Genomic DNA, 14,904 nt, shown 5'->3' with positions numbered 1-14,904 from the left:
TTTTGATCCATCTCTGAAACCTATTTACTAACTTGATGCTTTTTCAACACTTCTTCATCAAGCTCTATACCCAGTCCTGGCTTATCAGGCAAAAAAATTGTTCCCTCTTCCAGTTTGAAACCTTCAACAGAAAGGGCAGAACGCAGCGGGTTATCGTCCATCGTTAATTCAAACCATTCTACATTTGCCAAGGAGGCTCCAAAGTGAAGATTGGCAGCTAAGGAGACAATTCCTGCTGAAAAATGCGGAATGCATTTTTTCCCAAAAGCAGCTGCGAGGATACCGATTTTTCGTGCCTCAGAAATTCCTCCCGTCCAAATTGCGTCTGTTTGTACAATATCAACTGCATCGTGTAACAGCAAGTCCCGTAAGCCGTAACGAGTATATTCTGTTTCATAACCAGCAATCGGAATGTCCGTTTTGTCAGCGAGCTTCCGGCTGTTTCTAATGTCATCTGAAGATAAGGGTTCCTCAAAGAAAAAAATATCTTCCTTTTCAATCGCTCTCGCAAACCGTAAGGCATTATCATAATCATAGGCATTATTTGCGTCAACTGCCAGTTTTGTTGAGGAACCTAATGCTTCTCTCGCTGTCCGGACACGCTCGATATCTTCCTCAAAACTCTCCCCGCCAACCTTCATCTTGACTGCTTTAAAGCCCTGCTCCTTATAGCTTTTCATTTCCGCATGTAATTCAGCAAGTCCCTTTCCTTCCTGATAATAGCCAGCACTGGCATAGGCGGACAAGGAAGCGCTCGCGCCGCCCAGCAATTTGTAAACCGGCAGACCGGCTTTCTTTCCAAGCACATCCCATAACGCAATATCAATTGCACTCATCGCTGCCAACACGATCCCGCGCCGTCCAACACGGAATGAGCCGCGATACATCTTTTCCCAAATCTTATCGATATTTGTTGGATCTTCATTCTTTAAAAGTGGCTTTAGAATTTCCTCGACAATGATTGCTGTCGAATGCAAGGAACCGAGGGCAAACCCTTCCCCAATTCCTATTATCCCTTCATCAGTATCGACTTTTACGAGAAAGACGTCCCTTGTCTGAATCCCTGATAAGCTATCACGTGGCGGTTTGCTTGGCAAGTAGGACAGCATGATTGTTTCTATATTTGTTATTCTCAAAACAGGCTCCCCCTCGATCAATTTTGTTTATACTTGTTAATCACTTGACGGTTAATCTCAACCCCGATGCCTGGTTGAGACGGGATCTTGACCATTCCCTGTTCATTCATTGAAATTTGATCAAAAATCAGCTCCGAGCGGAAAGGATGAGAGGACTGATCGTACTCTAGCATCGGTTCGACCGGTTTCAGCGCCAGCGGGGCCGGTGGAATTGTTGCCAAATACTGCAGGGAAGCAGCCAGTCCTACTCCAGAACCCCATACGTGGGGGTTTAGCATCGTATTCCATGTTGACGCTAATACGGCGATCCGTTTACAGGCAGTAAACCCTCCCGAGGAGCATAAATCCGGCTGTAAGACGTCGAGGGCGCGGTTTGCGACCCAATCACGAAACCCGATTGGGCCAAACTGATTTTCACCGGAGGCAATAAAGGTGGAAGTCAGTCCCTTCAGCTCTTTGTAGCCGCCAATATCCTCGGGATCAAGCGGTTCCTCGAACCAGTAAAGATCAGCGTCCGCCTCAGCTAGCTCAAACAAAATGCGTCTCGCCGTTGCCGCATTATAGGCACAATTGGCATCCGCCATTAGAAGAATTTCGGCGCCGACAGCTTGACGAACAGCTGTAATATAGTCAACGTCCACTTTCATACCGAAGCCCGTTTTGAGCTTCATTGCCCTAAATCCTTTTTCAATATGACGCTGCGCTTCCTCAATCGCCGCTTCAGGGTACTGTTTCGTTTCCTCACGATAGAATCCGGTAGCATACGGCATTATTTCTGTCCGGTAAGCTCCTCCTAATAATTTATGCACCGGCTTATTGACCGCTTTTCCGACAATATCCCATAGAGCAATGTCGACAGCACTCATCGCGTTAATCACAGCTCCACCGTGATAAGGACGAGTAAAGGTAAAAAGCTTATCCCAAATGACTTCAACATCAAACGGATCCTGTCCAATGACAAGCGGTGCCAGGCTGTGCTCGATAATCGCCGCCGCTACCTCCGGCGGCTGCAAACCGTGACATAATGATTCTCCCCAGCCGGTTATTCCTTCATCGGTTTCGATTTCAACTAGTACAGTGCTCCGCTGCCTGACCCATCCTTGCGAGAAAGCAAAGGGCGTTTCCAAGGGCACCTGCAATACGTGAACTGTTAAATTGGTTACTTTCATAACCGCTTCCCTCTTTTCTATTCATTCTTTTGCATCTACGACCCAAAACTAGGCAGCCAGAGTACTAGACTTGGGAAAAATGTAATAACTAGCAGTACAGCAAATAATACAATTAAAAATGGAAAGACATGCTTCAGTAACTGAATGACATCAATATCCCCGATCTTCGATACGACAAACAGCAGCATGCCAAACGGGGGAGTCAATAAACCAATCATTAAATTAAAAACCATAATAATCCCAAAATGAACAGGATCTATATTAAACGTTTGCATAATCGGCAACATGATTGGCACAAGAATCGTGATCGCTGCAATGGTTTCCATAAAAGCACCGACAAGTAAAAGAAATAGATTTAAGATCAGCAGCATCACGAACGCCGAATCAACTGAAGCCGTGAAGAAATCAAGGATTTCCATCGGAATTCTTTGGCGCATGATCACGTTGCCGAACAAAGTTGACATTGATACGATAAGACCGATAATAGCACTATCACGGGCTGTCTCTCTTAGCACGCCTATTAAATCTTTTAAACTGAGCTCGCGGTAGACAGCCATTGATAAAAACAAAGCGTATAACACGGCAAATACAGCTGCTTCAGTAGGAGTGAATATCCCCTGGTAAATACCTCCTATAATGATTATCGGGGTTAACAGCGGTAAAAAGGCACCCTTTAAAGCCTGAAAAAACAGCGGAAAAGTCGGGCGCGCTTCCCTTGGATAATTATTTTTCTTGGCATAATAAGCGACAAGCATCATCATCGCAATCGCCATAATAATCCCGGGAAGAATTCCCGCCAAAAATAAAGCACCGACTGAGGCACCGGCAGCGACCCCATAAATGACCAAAGGCAAACTGGGTGGAATAATCGGCCCGATCGTCGACGAGGCCGCGGTTACGGCTGAGGCAAACCCTTTATCATAACCTCCGTCCTTCATCCCTTTAATGACTACAGGACCGAGGCCAGCCGCATCGGAGATCGCTGTTCCGGACATCCCGGAAAACAAGACACTGCTCGTTACATTAACATGACCTAAGCCGCCAGGTAAGAAACCGACACATACCCGGCAGAACATAAAAATACGGTTGGCGATCCCGCCGACACTTAACAGCTTTCCAGCTAATAAAAACAGTGGAATCGCCAGGATCACAAAGCTATTAATTCCGCCCATCAAGCGTTGAGTGGCATTAGCATATTGGATTCCCCCGTCCAGCCACATCAGAAAAACCGACGTAAAGCCCATTGCGAAGGCAACTGGCATTCCAATAATAAACAAGATAATAAGCACGATCAGGAAAGTAAATAACATACGATGTTTTACTCCTTCCAGCAATTTATGAATTCTTCACGATATCCTCTTTTAGCACGATATCTCTTACCGTTTCAATCAGTCGCAAAATGCTGTAAAACATCATCAGAACACCGCCAATAAATAGGCCGAGATAGACATAAGACATACTGAACCAGCGCATTCCCGCCGAAGATACATCCCAGCTGCTCTGCACCATGAACCAGCTCCCTTGCAGCAGAACGATAAGAAAGAGCATGATCCCGATTTGCACACCTAATGATACAATCAGCCTCAGCATCCGCGGCAGCCTGTCTACCAGAACATCAATACTAATATGGGTTCTCTCCTTAATTGCCAGCGCCCCGCCAATATAAGTTAAGTAAATAAACATAAACCGGGCGATATCCTGCGTCCAAGGTGTAGAAATATTAAAGACGTAGCGAAACACTACCTGAAGTGTGACGACAATGACAATTCCGATAATCATCAGTAACATAAAGAAATCAGTTGCTTTTTCAAGAGCCTGTAATGTTCGTTTCATAAAGCAATGTCCTTTCCATCCTATTATCTGGTTTATTGAAGCACCCCCACCTACGCCAAAGTGGGGGTCTGGTAGTCACCTGATTTTCTGACTAGAGAAAAGACTTCCTATTCAAGGTACGATCTGACTTCTTCAAAAGTGGTGACCGTCCATTGAGTTTCAAAGAATTCCTGCAACGCCTCTTCACCAACTCTGGTAAAGGCTTCTTTATCTACCTCGACAAACTCCATCCCGGCGTCGATCAGTTCATTTAAGAAGCGCTCGTCATCACTTGCCGCTTGTTCGTCGGCAAAGGCTACTGCTTCCTCAGACGCTCGCTCGACGATGTCCCTTTGCTCATCGGTCAATGAATTCCAAAGGTCACCGTTCATCCAAATGAAGGAGGCTTCTTTAATATGACCGGTGTTAATCACATAATCCTGAACCTCGTTCAATTTAAACGTCGCTATTTGTTCATAAGGACCTTCCGAGGCATCAGCAACACCGGTCTGCAAGGCTCCGTATAATTCCGGCAACGCTACAGCTGTAGGAGAGGCTCCCATTGCTGCCCACCCAGCAACCCACGCTTCTAGTTCAGGCAGACGCAAGTTTAATCCTTGGACGTCTTCCGGAGTGCGAACAGGTATGTTTGCTGTCATATTTCGCTCTCCCCGCATGATCGTTCCAATGATTTGAACATTATTTTCTGCCATTTTTTCAAACATTTGATCCCCTAGTTCTCCTTTTATCACCGTTTCTAAATGAGCCATATCGTCAAATAAAAACGGGGCACCCATAAACATATATTCAGGGGCGTACATGTCCACTCCTGTAAATCCGCCAAGAGTCATATCAAGGTCGCCCGACCGTACCGCTTCGAAATTCTCTCGTTCTGAACCTAACGCTCCATTTGTAAAAAGAGTGACCTCTATACTTCCCTCAGAATATTCATTAACAAGATCAGCAAACATTGCAGCTCCTTTTGTGTGCGCTGCTCCATCTTCGAAAACCGTAGCTAAATCAATTTGAAGAACTTCTCCTCCTTCTTCAGATCCACCAGGGTCTCCCGAACTATTTTCTGCACCACCGCAGGCAGAAAGACTTACCATACAAATAACTAGTAATAAATAGCTCCATAGATTATTTTTCATTTTAATCCCCCTAAGTTTTTTTAAAAATGTAATACATTACATTTTAAATACTAAACGAATTCTATCATAAAAGTAAAGCGCTTTCAATTTTATTTTACTAGTTTACTAAGTCCGTAATATAATAATTATTTTTTCCTCATTTAGGAAATTCTATATTTCTTAATCACTTCTTCATCTAATTCAATCCCGAGTCCAGGAATATCAGGGATTTTGATCTGGCCGTTTTCATGCGTTAAAGAATGATGAATTAATTCATCACGTAAAGGATTTTCATTTCTATCTAGCTCCAGCAAATAGGCATTAGCTGTAGAAGCAATGAAATGAAGATTGGCGGCTAAACATACACCAGAAGAAAAGACATGCGGCATAATTGCCAAATGATTCGCTAATGCCAAAGCGGCAATTTTTTTACATTCACTTATCCCCCCCGCCCATATAGCATCTGGTTGCAAATAGTAGACAGCTTGATTTTGGATCAGTTCCATGAAAGCATACCTAGTGACATCCTGTTCATATCCGGCGATTGGAATGATTGTACTGCTTGCTAACTTTGCCGTTCCTATTACATCATCCGCCATCAACGGCTCTTCTATCCATTTAATATTTAATGGTTCAAGCTGCTTCGCCATCCACAAAGCTGTCGGTAAATCCCAGTTGCTATTTGCATCTACCGCTAAGTCGACTTCATCCCCAAGTGCCTCACGAACGGCTTGTACCCTTTTTAGATCTTCCTTCGGCTTCATTCCACCTACTTTCATTTTTACTGTTTTAAATCCTTCATCCACATAAGCCTTCATCATTTCAGCTAATTGCGGAATATCGCGTCCTTCCCTGTAAAAACCTGAGCTGGCATAGGCCTCGACTTCGTCTCTGTAACCACCCAATATTTTATAAACAGGTTTATTGGTTGCCTTGCCAATCAAGTCCCACAATGCAATATCGATCCCACTTAAAGCGGCAATAATAATTCCTCTTCTGCCATGCTGAATCGTGCTCTTATAAACTTCATCCCATAATCTTTCTACATCAAAAGGGTCCTTGCCGATAAAGTAGCTTTTTAATTCTTTATCGATTACTGCCTTGGTCGTTTCAATTGGCCCTCCGAAACTCGCTGATTCACCTACCCCTGTTAATCCTTGATCCGTATGCACTCTAATAATCAACGCTTGCCTTTTAGATATATAATGTTGCGCATCCCAAATAGGATTCTTCAGTTCAGCTACTAATGGTATTGTTTCAATGTTAATAATCTTCAATTGTTTCCACCTCTAATGATCATGGTATTTTTTTCACTGTCAAAATTCCTTCTAATCCAGAATGGAGCAATGTTGTTAAGTTACTAAATTGTCGAATCGTTTTTTGCACGGCATGAATATGTTTACTCATAGCTATTGCTGCTTTGTTTAGATCCTCTTTTTCTATTGCGTCGATAACAGCTACATGCTCATCAATCGTGCTTTTCATTCTATGTTCACTAAGAATGGTCAAATATCTGACCCTTCCGACTTGAACATTAAATTTGTGCAGGATCTCTGTTATTTTGTTGTTTTCACAGTTATTTACAATTAACTTATGAAAATGATCATCAGCCTCAAAGAATCCTTCGTAGTCTTCCTCAATGAGAAGCTGATGCATTCTTTTATTTTTGTCCTTAAGTTTCTTTACGAGCATGTGCAGGCATTCCTTATTTAATAACTGTATCGCCTTACGCTCAAGTGCCTCTCTAACCTCAAAAATTTCCATAATATCTTGTACACTCAATTCATACACATAGAGTTTTCCTGCTTTCTCTAATAAAAAACCTTCATTCGTTAGTTGTCTTAATGCCTCTCTAACTGGTGTTCTGCTAACATTGAATAATTCAGCTACTCTGTTTTCATTTATCATTTCCCCAGGGAGCAACTTGAATGAAATAATCTTTTGTTTTAACCGATGATAAACAACTTCTGCTTTTGTGTTAGTTTTTTTCAATTTTTCACCTCCTTACGTAGTATTCAAATGTGTATACAGAAATTGTATACTATATTTTATAAAATCATCAATATATTTTTATTTTTATGAATATTTAAAATTAAAATCTATAATCCTTTACAAAAATAAATAGGAGATACCCCTCCAGGCATCTCCTACTCTGTCATATTTAATTATTGGGCTTCTGCTTGAATTCTCTCGACAATGTCTTCTGCCCAGTCATACTGTTCGAAGAATGAATCATACATTGGCTGAACAGCGTCGATCATTTGCTGTCTGAATTCATCAGACGGAGTCGTGAATTCGACACCGTGCTCCTCTAAATACGCACGGTCTTCTTCATAGCTGTTTTCCATTAATTCAAATTCATACGCCGCTGACTCGAGCGATGCATCCTGGATCACCTGCTGTTGTTCCGGGCTTAGAGAGTTCCAGAAATTAGAGTTGATGATATAAAGGTTCGGGCTGAACATATGGTTTGATTCAAGGACATTCGACTGTACCTCATACCAGCCTGATGCACGCACTGTAGCGACAGGGTTTTCCTGGCCATTAATAACGCCTTGCTCAAGTCCGGTGAACACCTCAGAAATAGCAAGCGGAGTTACATTTGTTCCAAGCAATTCCCACATTTCAATGTAGTTTGGAATGTTTGGTGTACGCATCCGGAAGCCGCTGAAGTCATCCATGCTATCAATCAGCTTATCGCTCGACACCATTCTGAAACCGTTTGCACTCCAGGCTAAAGGCTTCACCCCATGGATTTCTTCAAGATCAGCCATTAGTTCATCACCAATTGGTCCGTTTAATACGTTTTTCACGTGCTCGTAATCTTCAAATAGGAATGGCCATTCTCCGACTGCAAGCTTTTCGACTGAGGACTGCATGATCATACCAGGAATCCCCATTTCGATTGTCCCGTTACGGACCCCATCATAGAACTCCTGCTCTGCACCAAGCTGACTGTTCGGATAAATTTCAACTGTTAGGCTGCCGCCTGAGTTTTCTTCAACCGTTGGCTTAAATACTTCTTTTAAGGCGATATTTTGCGGGTGGTCTTCTGCGAAGTAGTGAGCGATTTTAATCGTATGTGACTCTTCAGTCGCAGCTCCTTCGCCTCCGCCATTTGCCTCTCCACCGCCATCAGTGGATGCCTCGTCTCCACCACCACAAGCAGTGAGGAAAAGGACACTTGCCATCGTTATTCCTAAAAAACGGTTCAGTAATTGACTCTTTTTCATCTTTGTCTCCTCCTTAAATGTATTATCTATAGCAGCCATTGGCTTACTAACCTTCTAAACAAAAAGTAACTTTCCTCGTGAGGGTTGTCTCAAAAGGCTGTTTAGCCGATCTTTTGAGACACCTCGGTGAAACGTCACACTACTTCGTGAGCCATTCCAGCGGAACGAGAACGATTTGCGGGAACAGGACTAGCAGGAATAACACCAGGATCTGGACAAGCAGGAAAGGCCAGATTCCTTTCGTAATGTCAATAATACTAATGCGGCTAATCCCGCACGCAACATAAAGCACCGTTCCGACCGGCGGAGTGATTAAGCCGATACAAAGGTTAATAATCATTAAAATCCCGAAGTATACCGGATCAATCCCCGCTGCCGTAACGACAGGCAACAAGACCGGAGTGAAGATAAGAATTGCTGGTGTCATATCCATGACCACTCCGACTAACAGCAAGAACACCATTAAGATAAGCAGCAGCACTAGTGGACTTTCTGTAATACCGCTCAGCATCGTCGCCAGCTCAGCCGGCACTTGAGCGACGGTAATGACCCATGATGTCACAATTGCGGCGGCGGCGAGGAACATAACAACACCAGTTGTTTTCGCCGAAGCAACGAGTACCTCAGGAAGCTGTCTGATTTTCAAATCTCCGCGATATACAGTCAAGCTGATTAAAAGCGCATACACACAGGCAATAACGGCTGCCTCAGTTGGCGTGAAAATCCCGCCCCTTAAACCGACGATAATGATAAAAGGTAAGAATAGCGCCCAGATCGCCTGACCAAAAGCTCTCAATCTTTCTTTAGCGGTCGCTTTTTCCATCGTTTCATAGTTTCCACGCTTGGCGACAAAGTACCAGGCGACCATCAGCCCTACAGCAAATAAAATACCCGGTACGATCCCGCCCATAAATAATTGGGTAATGGAAACGCCACCAATAACACCAAACATGATTAGAGGAATACTCGGCGGGATGATCGGCGCGATAATCCCCGAGGATGCGACAAGTCCTGATGCCCGGTTGACATTGTAACCGCGGGCAACCATCATCGGGATCAAAATCGCCCCAAGCGCGGCTGTATCAGCTACCGCTGAACCTGATAACCCGGCAAACATCACACCCGCCAGGATCGTTACATACCCGAGACCACCGCGGATATGTCCGACAAGTGTTGTCGCGAAATGAACGACTCGTTTTGAAATACCACCGGCGTTCATAATTTCACCAGCAAGAATAAAGAATGGAATCGCCATCAACGGGAAGCTGTTCGCTCCATTTACGAGCTGTTGCGCTACGACCTGAGAATCAAAAATCCCCATGACAAGCATCATGGCAACCGCACTCATAAGCATTGAAAAAACAACAGGCAACCCTAGGAAGAGGAAGAAAAATAATACGCCTAAAAACACCCAAATCATAACGGTTTCTCCTCCTCTCTCGCTTTAGCCCAGGACGGTAAATTTTTATTCTTTACTACATATTGGAACGTTTGGATGAGACTCATTAAAATAATTACCACTGCTGCCAACGTGGCGGCGACAAAGAGCACAGATAGAGGAATTCCGGTCGCCGGCCCGTAGCTGTTACTGTTTACTTGTATCATCTTCACGCCACCGTTAATCACAATACCCATCAAACCGATAATGACGATTTGGTTAAACATATAAAGGGCTTTTTGCGCTTTCGGAGGCAATGAACCTATTACTATATCAACACCCAAATGAGAGCGATCCTTAAATGCGGCAATCGCACCTAAGAACACAATCCATACAAACAAATACCGCGCCATTTCCTCAGACCATGTAATGCCTGATTCAAATACATATCGGAGCACTACATTCATAAACACGAGAAACACCATTGACGTGAGAAAAATGGTAATTGTTGCTGTCAAAATGCCATTTAAAATCCGCAGTAACTTTTGCATAATATCCCCCTTACTTTTTACATTTTTTCAAAAAGCTGATTTGTTTTATATTACAAAACAAAGTTTCATTTATATGGTTCAATGTTTCTAATTATTCTTTTATAATTATTATGTTATTGAAAGCACTTTCAAATGTCAACATTGTTTTCGAATTTTTTGTCAATAGAGCTGTTAAAATAAAAAATATTTTTTATTTCGAAAACTCGGAATTTTTTAATTTATTGAAAATAGGATGCGAAAGGGGCATTCTGCTCTCCTTTTTCGCATCCTGTTCTTTTCTCTCTTTATTATATTTTAAATTTGCTAACCTCTTCCTGCAGCTCTGTTGATAAATGATTCAGCGCCTCTGCCGAGCTGGCGATTTCCTCCATTGAAGCCAATTGCTCCTCAGTGCTGGCAGCAACTCCCTGGGAGGCGTCGGCATTTTGTTCTGATGCCGCTTCCATTTCTGACAGTGCTTCATTCAGACGATTCGTGTGCAGCGAAATCTGCTCTGTCGCTGTCGTGACGTGAGACATTTCTTTCGATACTCGTTCAACGGCATCTGAAATCCGGGTAAAGGATTCCCCTACCTCATGAACGACTTTTGTCCCGACTTCGACTTCTTCCGTACCGCGATTCATTTCTTCAACAGCCCGTTCCGTATCCTCCTGAATGAGAAGAATCATCGTCGAAATCTTTTCTGCTGACGCTCTTGATTCCTCGGCTAATTTACGTACCTCATCCGCCACCACAGCAAACCCTTTTCCATGTTCACCTGCCCGTGCAGCTTCAATTGCGGCATTTAAAGCGAGCAGATTCGTCTGTTCAGAGATCGACGTGATCAATTCGAGTATATTTCCTATCTCATGTGACCGCTCACCCAGTTGTTGAATGAAGTCAGCTGACTGGCTGACCGTTTCCCGGATTGTGCTAATCTGACTGACGGCCCGGCTAATGGAAGCCTCTCCCTCTTTTGCTTCCCGCGAAGCTTCTTCGGCCAATGTACTGACTCCTGTCGTCGCTTCTGTAATCATCTCAACACCTTCGTTTACCTTCAGCGCTGATTGCGTGCTTTCCTGCGAGCGCTGAAGCGTTTGCTCAGAGGCAGAAGAGACTTCCTGGATCGTCACGGCAATTTGATTTGTCGCAGCCGATGTCTCCTGAGAACTGGCCGACAATTGTTCAGCCGTGGCCGCAACCTGTTCGGACATATTCGTCGTTTTACTTAAAAGATCGCGTAAATTGTCACGCATACTGTTGAACGCCATCGTCAATTGACCGATTTCATCCTTTTTCTTTACCGGAATTTCCTCGCCTGTTAAATCGCCGCTGGCAATAATGTTGACGCGACCGAGTAGAACGTTAATCGGCCGGACAATCATGCTCGCGATAAGAAGCCCGCTCATAATGCTCAGCACTGTCACAGCTATAGAAATCCAAATGGTCGTCATTTGCAGCTGTGACCCTTTGGAATTGATTTCATTCAATTTCGTCGCCAAGGCATCCCGATTTAATTCAGACTGTTCCTGAAACGAACGCATCAGCTGTTGCGCCGGGGAAGTTCCTCTCGACAACAGTATCAGCATCGCCTCGTCCTCGTCTCCATTTTGCTGAGCCGGAAAAACCTCATCAACCATAATCGTTTGCCATTCCCTCGTTTTACTGACGAGATGATGAAGAACTTCATCCTCGGTATTTTGCAGCAGCCATTCTTCCAGCTCGCGACTTTCATCCGTCAGCTGTTGGAACTCCTCTACATATTGAGCATTCCCCATCAGCAAATACCCTCTCGACAAGGCCAGACGATTGGCGACATTAAATGCCATTCGTTCCATTGTCATAAGAAGCGGTACTTCTTCCTCCTGCAGCTGTGCAATTTCCTGGTTCGTTTGCTGCACGTTCCAAATACTGTATCCGGCATAGCCGATCATTAAAATCACAACAAATAAAAACCCAAGTAAAATTCTCCCACGAATTCCCCGCAACATGTTTCCTCCTTCTCTCTTTTTATCATTTTCTATTTTGTTATATATTTCTAGATCATTATACTCTATTTTTCCACTATATAGATGATAAAAATCTACTTTTAGATCTAGGAAATTTGTTTCATCCATTGCCGGATCGCCGCTTACTTTAATATGGCGGGTTCTTTTAGTATAATAAAGAAATCATGAAAGAAGAGGGGATGAACATCATGGCAATGCCGAAAGCATTAACAATCGCCGGTTCAGATACGAGCGGCGGTGCCGGACTGCAGGCCGACTTAAAAACATTTCAGGAATTAGGCGTTTACGGGATGAGCGCTTTGACCACAATTGTCGCCCAAGATCCTCACCGTGACTGGTTTCACGAGGTCTTCCCACAGCCGGTACACACTTTGGAGAAACAGCTTGAAACCGTTCTTGCAGGCATTGGTACAGATGCTGTCAAAACGGGGATGCTCGGTTCGATCGAGATCATTGAACTCGTCGCGCGAAAAGTGGAGCAATATCAGCTAAAGCAGCTCGTCGTCGATCCTGTTATGGTGTGCAAAGGCGCGGATGAGGCGCTTAACCCTGAAACCGACGCCTGCCTGCGCGATGTGCTTGTGCCAAAGGCCTTTGTTGTTACGCCAAACTTGTTTGAAGCGGCTCAATTAAGCGGCCACGGACCGATTACATCGCTTGATGACATGAAGACTGCCGCAGCAAAAATCCATGAACTTGGCGCAAAATATGTCATTGTAAAAGGCGGCAGCAAGATCGGATTAGACCGCGCAGTTGATGTCCTGTACGACGGGAAAGATTTTACCTTATTAGAATCTGAAACAATCGTCACGAGCTATACGCACGGCGCCGGCTGCACCTACTCTGCCGCGATTGCAGCAGAGCTCGCTAAAGGCCGTCCAGTTGAGGAAGCTCTGCAAACTGCAAAACAATTTATTACAGCGGCGATCAAGCATTCATTCCGCCTCAATCAATACGTCGGGCCTACTGATCATGGCGCCTACCGCCAAAAAAAATAAGCCCGCTTCCCCCGAAGCTGCTAAAAAGTACGATTTTCACTTTTTAGCAGCTTTTTAGTAATGAGCGTAGCCGTTGCCCGACTTTGAAAGCCTTGCTACGAGTCGGTTTCTTGTAGCAACGCGCGCAACGCGCGGAGCCATTAACTCTTCTTCGAGTTACGAAAAAGGAAGTTTGTCAGTGGCTGCGCTGTCCGGGGTGGAACGCTCCGCTCCGGTCGGATGGCGGGCCGACGTCGTGCTCCAAATCCGGATGCCGTCGCTTGTTCACCGCTTTCTCATTTTAGCTTTTGTCCCCTCTACCCGCTCTCCTGCATATATCAGCCTGCCTTTTGCCAATTTAAGTTAAGTAGTGTATACTCATGTTCAAACGTTTCTATACACGAAATAAATGTTCAGGATAATTGATTTATCACGAAAACCTTTTATTCTTGGAAAGGATCTGAGAGAATGCAAGACAATGCTCACCGTAATGGCGTCATTGCAACAATTACGGCTTATTTGATATGGGGAATTCTTCCGCTTTATTGGAAGCTGCTGGAGCATATTCCGGCGATGGAAGTGTTGGCCCATCGGATCATTTGGTCATTGGTTTTAATGCTTCTTCTTTTATTTGCGCGAAAACAGCTCCCCTCTTTTTGGAAAGAGTGTAAGGTGATTTTTTCGAACAAAAAGTCGGCTTTCGGGATCACGTTCGCTGCTTTTTTTATTAGTATCAACTGGTTTTTATATATCTGGGCCGTCGCTAATGACCGCGTGATTGAAGCCAGTCTCGGTTATTATATCAATCCGCTTATAAGCGTACTGCTCGGTATTTTATTTTTGAAGGAGCGTATTTCACGCTGGCAAGTCGTATCATTCGTGCTGGCCTTTATCGGGGTGATGATGCTGACGCTGTTTTACGGGGTGGTGCCGTGGGTCTCACTGATTCTTGCCTGTTCATTTGGAATTTACGGGTTATTAAAGAAAACGGTTCAGATTGGGGCGCTTTTTGGCTTAACGATCGAAACATTGATTACTGCCCCTTTTGCGCTAGGATTTCTTTTCTTTTATCATCAACAGCTTGCCGAAAGTAGAAGCTTCTTTGTTGATTCTACAACAGCGTGGCTGTTAATTATCGCCGGAGCTGCCACGGCGATCCCGTTGCTGTTGTTTGCGACAGGAGCAAGGCGGATTCCTTTATCGCTTATGGGCTTCCTACAATATATTGCGCCGACATTGATGCTGATACTTGGGATTTTTCTATACAAGGAGCCGTTCCATCTTTTGCAGCTTATCGCTTTTCTTTTCATCTGGATCGGATTGTTTATTTTTACAACTTCCCGTCTCGGGTTCTTTCAAAAGCTCGGGCGCTATCTTCCTTTTTGGCATGGGCACCGGAAAAAAGAAGGGATCGAACGGGGAAAGCAGGCCCTTTAAATCGAGTAGGAGGGGGCGACTAACCCCCGACCTCTCACACCACCGTACGTACGGATCCGTATACGGCGGTTTCAGTTAAGTCTGACGAAGGGT

General features: G+C 44.3%; 14 protein-coding genes. 3 read left to right on the top strand and 11 right to left on the bottom strand.

What is annotated here, in order from left to right; genetic code table 11:
• Nucleotides 1-20: 20 nt before the first annotated feature.
• From ABMB67_RS13660 to ABMB67_RS13610, 11 genes are all read right to left on the bottom strand, one after another.
• Complete coding sequence (locus ABMB67_RS13660; protein WP_354572414.1) at nucleotides 21-1,136, bottom strand: mandelate racemase/muconate lactonizing enzyme family protein; 1,116 nt, start codon at nucleotides 1,134-1,136, stop codon at nucleotides 21-23.
• Between the two features lie 17 nt (nucleotides 1,137-1,153).
• Nucleotides 1,154-2,305: a mandelate racemase/muconate lactonizing enzyme family protein gene (locus ABMB67_RS13655; RefSeq protein WP_354572413.1), complete on the bottom strand. Its 1,152-nt coding sequence runs from the start codon at nucleotides 2,303-2,305 to the stop codon at nucleotides 1,154-1,156.
• A 35-nt stretch (nucleotides 2,306-2,340) separates the two neighbouring features.
• On the bottom strand, nucleotides 2,341-3,615 hold the full coding sequence (locus ABMB67_RS13650) for a TRAP transporter large permease (RefSeq protein WP_354572412.1): 1,275 nt from the start codon (nucleotides 3,613-3,615) through the stop codon (nucleotides 2,341-2,343).
• Between the two features lie 25 nt (nucleotides 3,616-3,640).
• On the bottom strand, nucleotides 3,641-4,138 hold the full coding sequence (locus tag ABMB67_RS13645) for a TRAP transporter small permease (protein ID WP_354572411.1): 498 nt from the start codon (nucleotides 4,136-4,138) through the stop codon (nucleotides 3,641-3,643).
• Between the two features lie 107 nt (nucleotides 4,139-4,245).
• Entirely contained in the window at nucleotides 4,246-5,268 is a 1,023-nt protein-coding gene (locus tag ABMB67_RS13640) for a TRAP transporter substrate-binding protein (protein WP_354572410.1), read from the bottom strand.
• A gap of 140 nt (nucleotides 5,269-5,408) precedes the next feature.
• The gene (locus ABMB67_RS13635; RefSeq protein ID WP_354572409.1) at nucleotides 5,409-6,524 is read right to left on the bottom strand and encodes a mandelate racemase/muconate lactonizing enzyme family protein; all 1,116 of its coding nucleotides are present in this window, start codon (nucleotides 6,522-6,524) and stop codon (nucleotides 5,409-5,411) included.
• A 19-nt stretch (nucleotides 6,525-6,543) separates the two neighbouring features.
• The gene (locus ABMB67_RS13630; RefSeq protein WP_354572408.1) at nucleotides 6,544-7,239 is read right to left on the bottom strand and encodes a GntR family transcriptional regulator; all 696 of its coding nucleotides are present in this window, start codon (nucleotides 7,237-7,239) and stop codon (nucleotides 6,544-6,546) included.
• A 173-nt stretch (nucleotides 7,240-7,412) separates the two neighbouring features.
• A complete protein-coding gene (locus ABMB67_RS13625) occupies nucleotides 7,413-8,480 on the bottom strand; it encodes a TRAP transporter substrate-binding protein (RefSeq protein WP_354572407.1) in 1,068 nt (355 codons plus the stop codon).
• 139 nt (nucleotides 8,481-8,619) lie between these two features.
• The gene (locus tag ABMB67_RS13620) at nucleotides 8,620-9,900 is read right to left on the bottom strand and encodes a TRAP transporter large permease (protein ID WP_354572406.1); all 1,281 of its coding nucleotides are present in this window, start codon (nucleotides 9,898-9,900) and stop codon (nucleotides 8,620-8,622) included.
• Nucleotides 9,897-10,409, bottom strand: coding sequence for a TRAP transporter small permease (locus tag ABMB67_RS13615; RefSeq protein WP_251222974.1), 513 nt, complete (start codon nucleotides 10,407-10,409; stop codon nucleotides 9,897-9,899). The genes ABMB67_RS13620 and ABMB67_RS13615 overlap by 4 nt, the downstream gene beginning before the upstream one ends.
• A 287-nt stretch (nucleotides 10,410-10,696) precedes the next feature.
• Complete coding sequence (locus ABMB67_RS13610; protein WP_251222973.1) at nucleotides 10,697-12,376, bottom strand: methyl-accepting chemotaxis protein; 1,680 nt, start codon at nucleotides 12,374-12,376, stop codon at nucleotides 10,697-10,699.
• 209 nt (nucleotides 12,377-12,585) lie between these two features.
• On the opposite strand from ABMB67_RS13610, the gene pdxK reads away from it, so the two are divergent.
• From pdxK to rarD, 3 genes are all read left to right on the top strand, one after another.
• Nucleotides 12,586-13,395, top strand: coding sequence for a pyridoxine/pyridoxal/pyridoxamine kinase (gene pdxK / locus ABMB67_RS13605; protein ID WP_251222972.1), 810 nt, complete (start codon nucleotides 12,586-12,588; stop codon nucleotides 13,393-13,395).
• Between the two features lie 178 nt (nucleotides 13,396-13,573).
• Entirely contained in the window at nucleotides 13,574-13,741 is a 168-nt protein-coding gene (locus ABMB67_RS13600; protein ID WP_354572405.1) for a hypothetical protein, read from the top strand.
• 101 nt (nucleotides 13,742-13,842) lie between these two features.
• Nucleotides 13,843-14,811, top strand: coding sequence for an EamA family transporter RarD (gene rarD, locus ABMB67_RS13595; RefSeq protein WP_251222970.1), 969 nt, complete (start codon nucleotides 13,843-13,845; stop codon nucleotides 14,809-14,811).
• Nucleotides 14,812-14,904 lie beyond the last annotated feature (93 nt).

Origin of the sequence: Halalkalibacter oceani, from assembly GCF_040544555.1 — a bacterium.
GTDB classification, from domain to species: Bacteria; Bacillota; Bacilli; order Bacillales; family Bacillaceae_D; genus Halalkalibacter; species Halalkalibacter oceani.
Note: the sequence above shows the minus strand (reverse complement) of the source record. Positions and strands in the feature narration are given on the sequence as shown.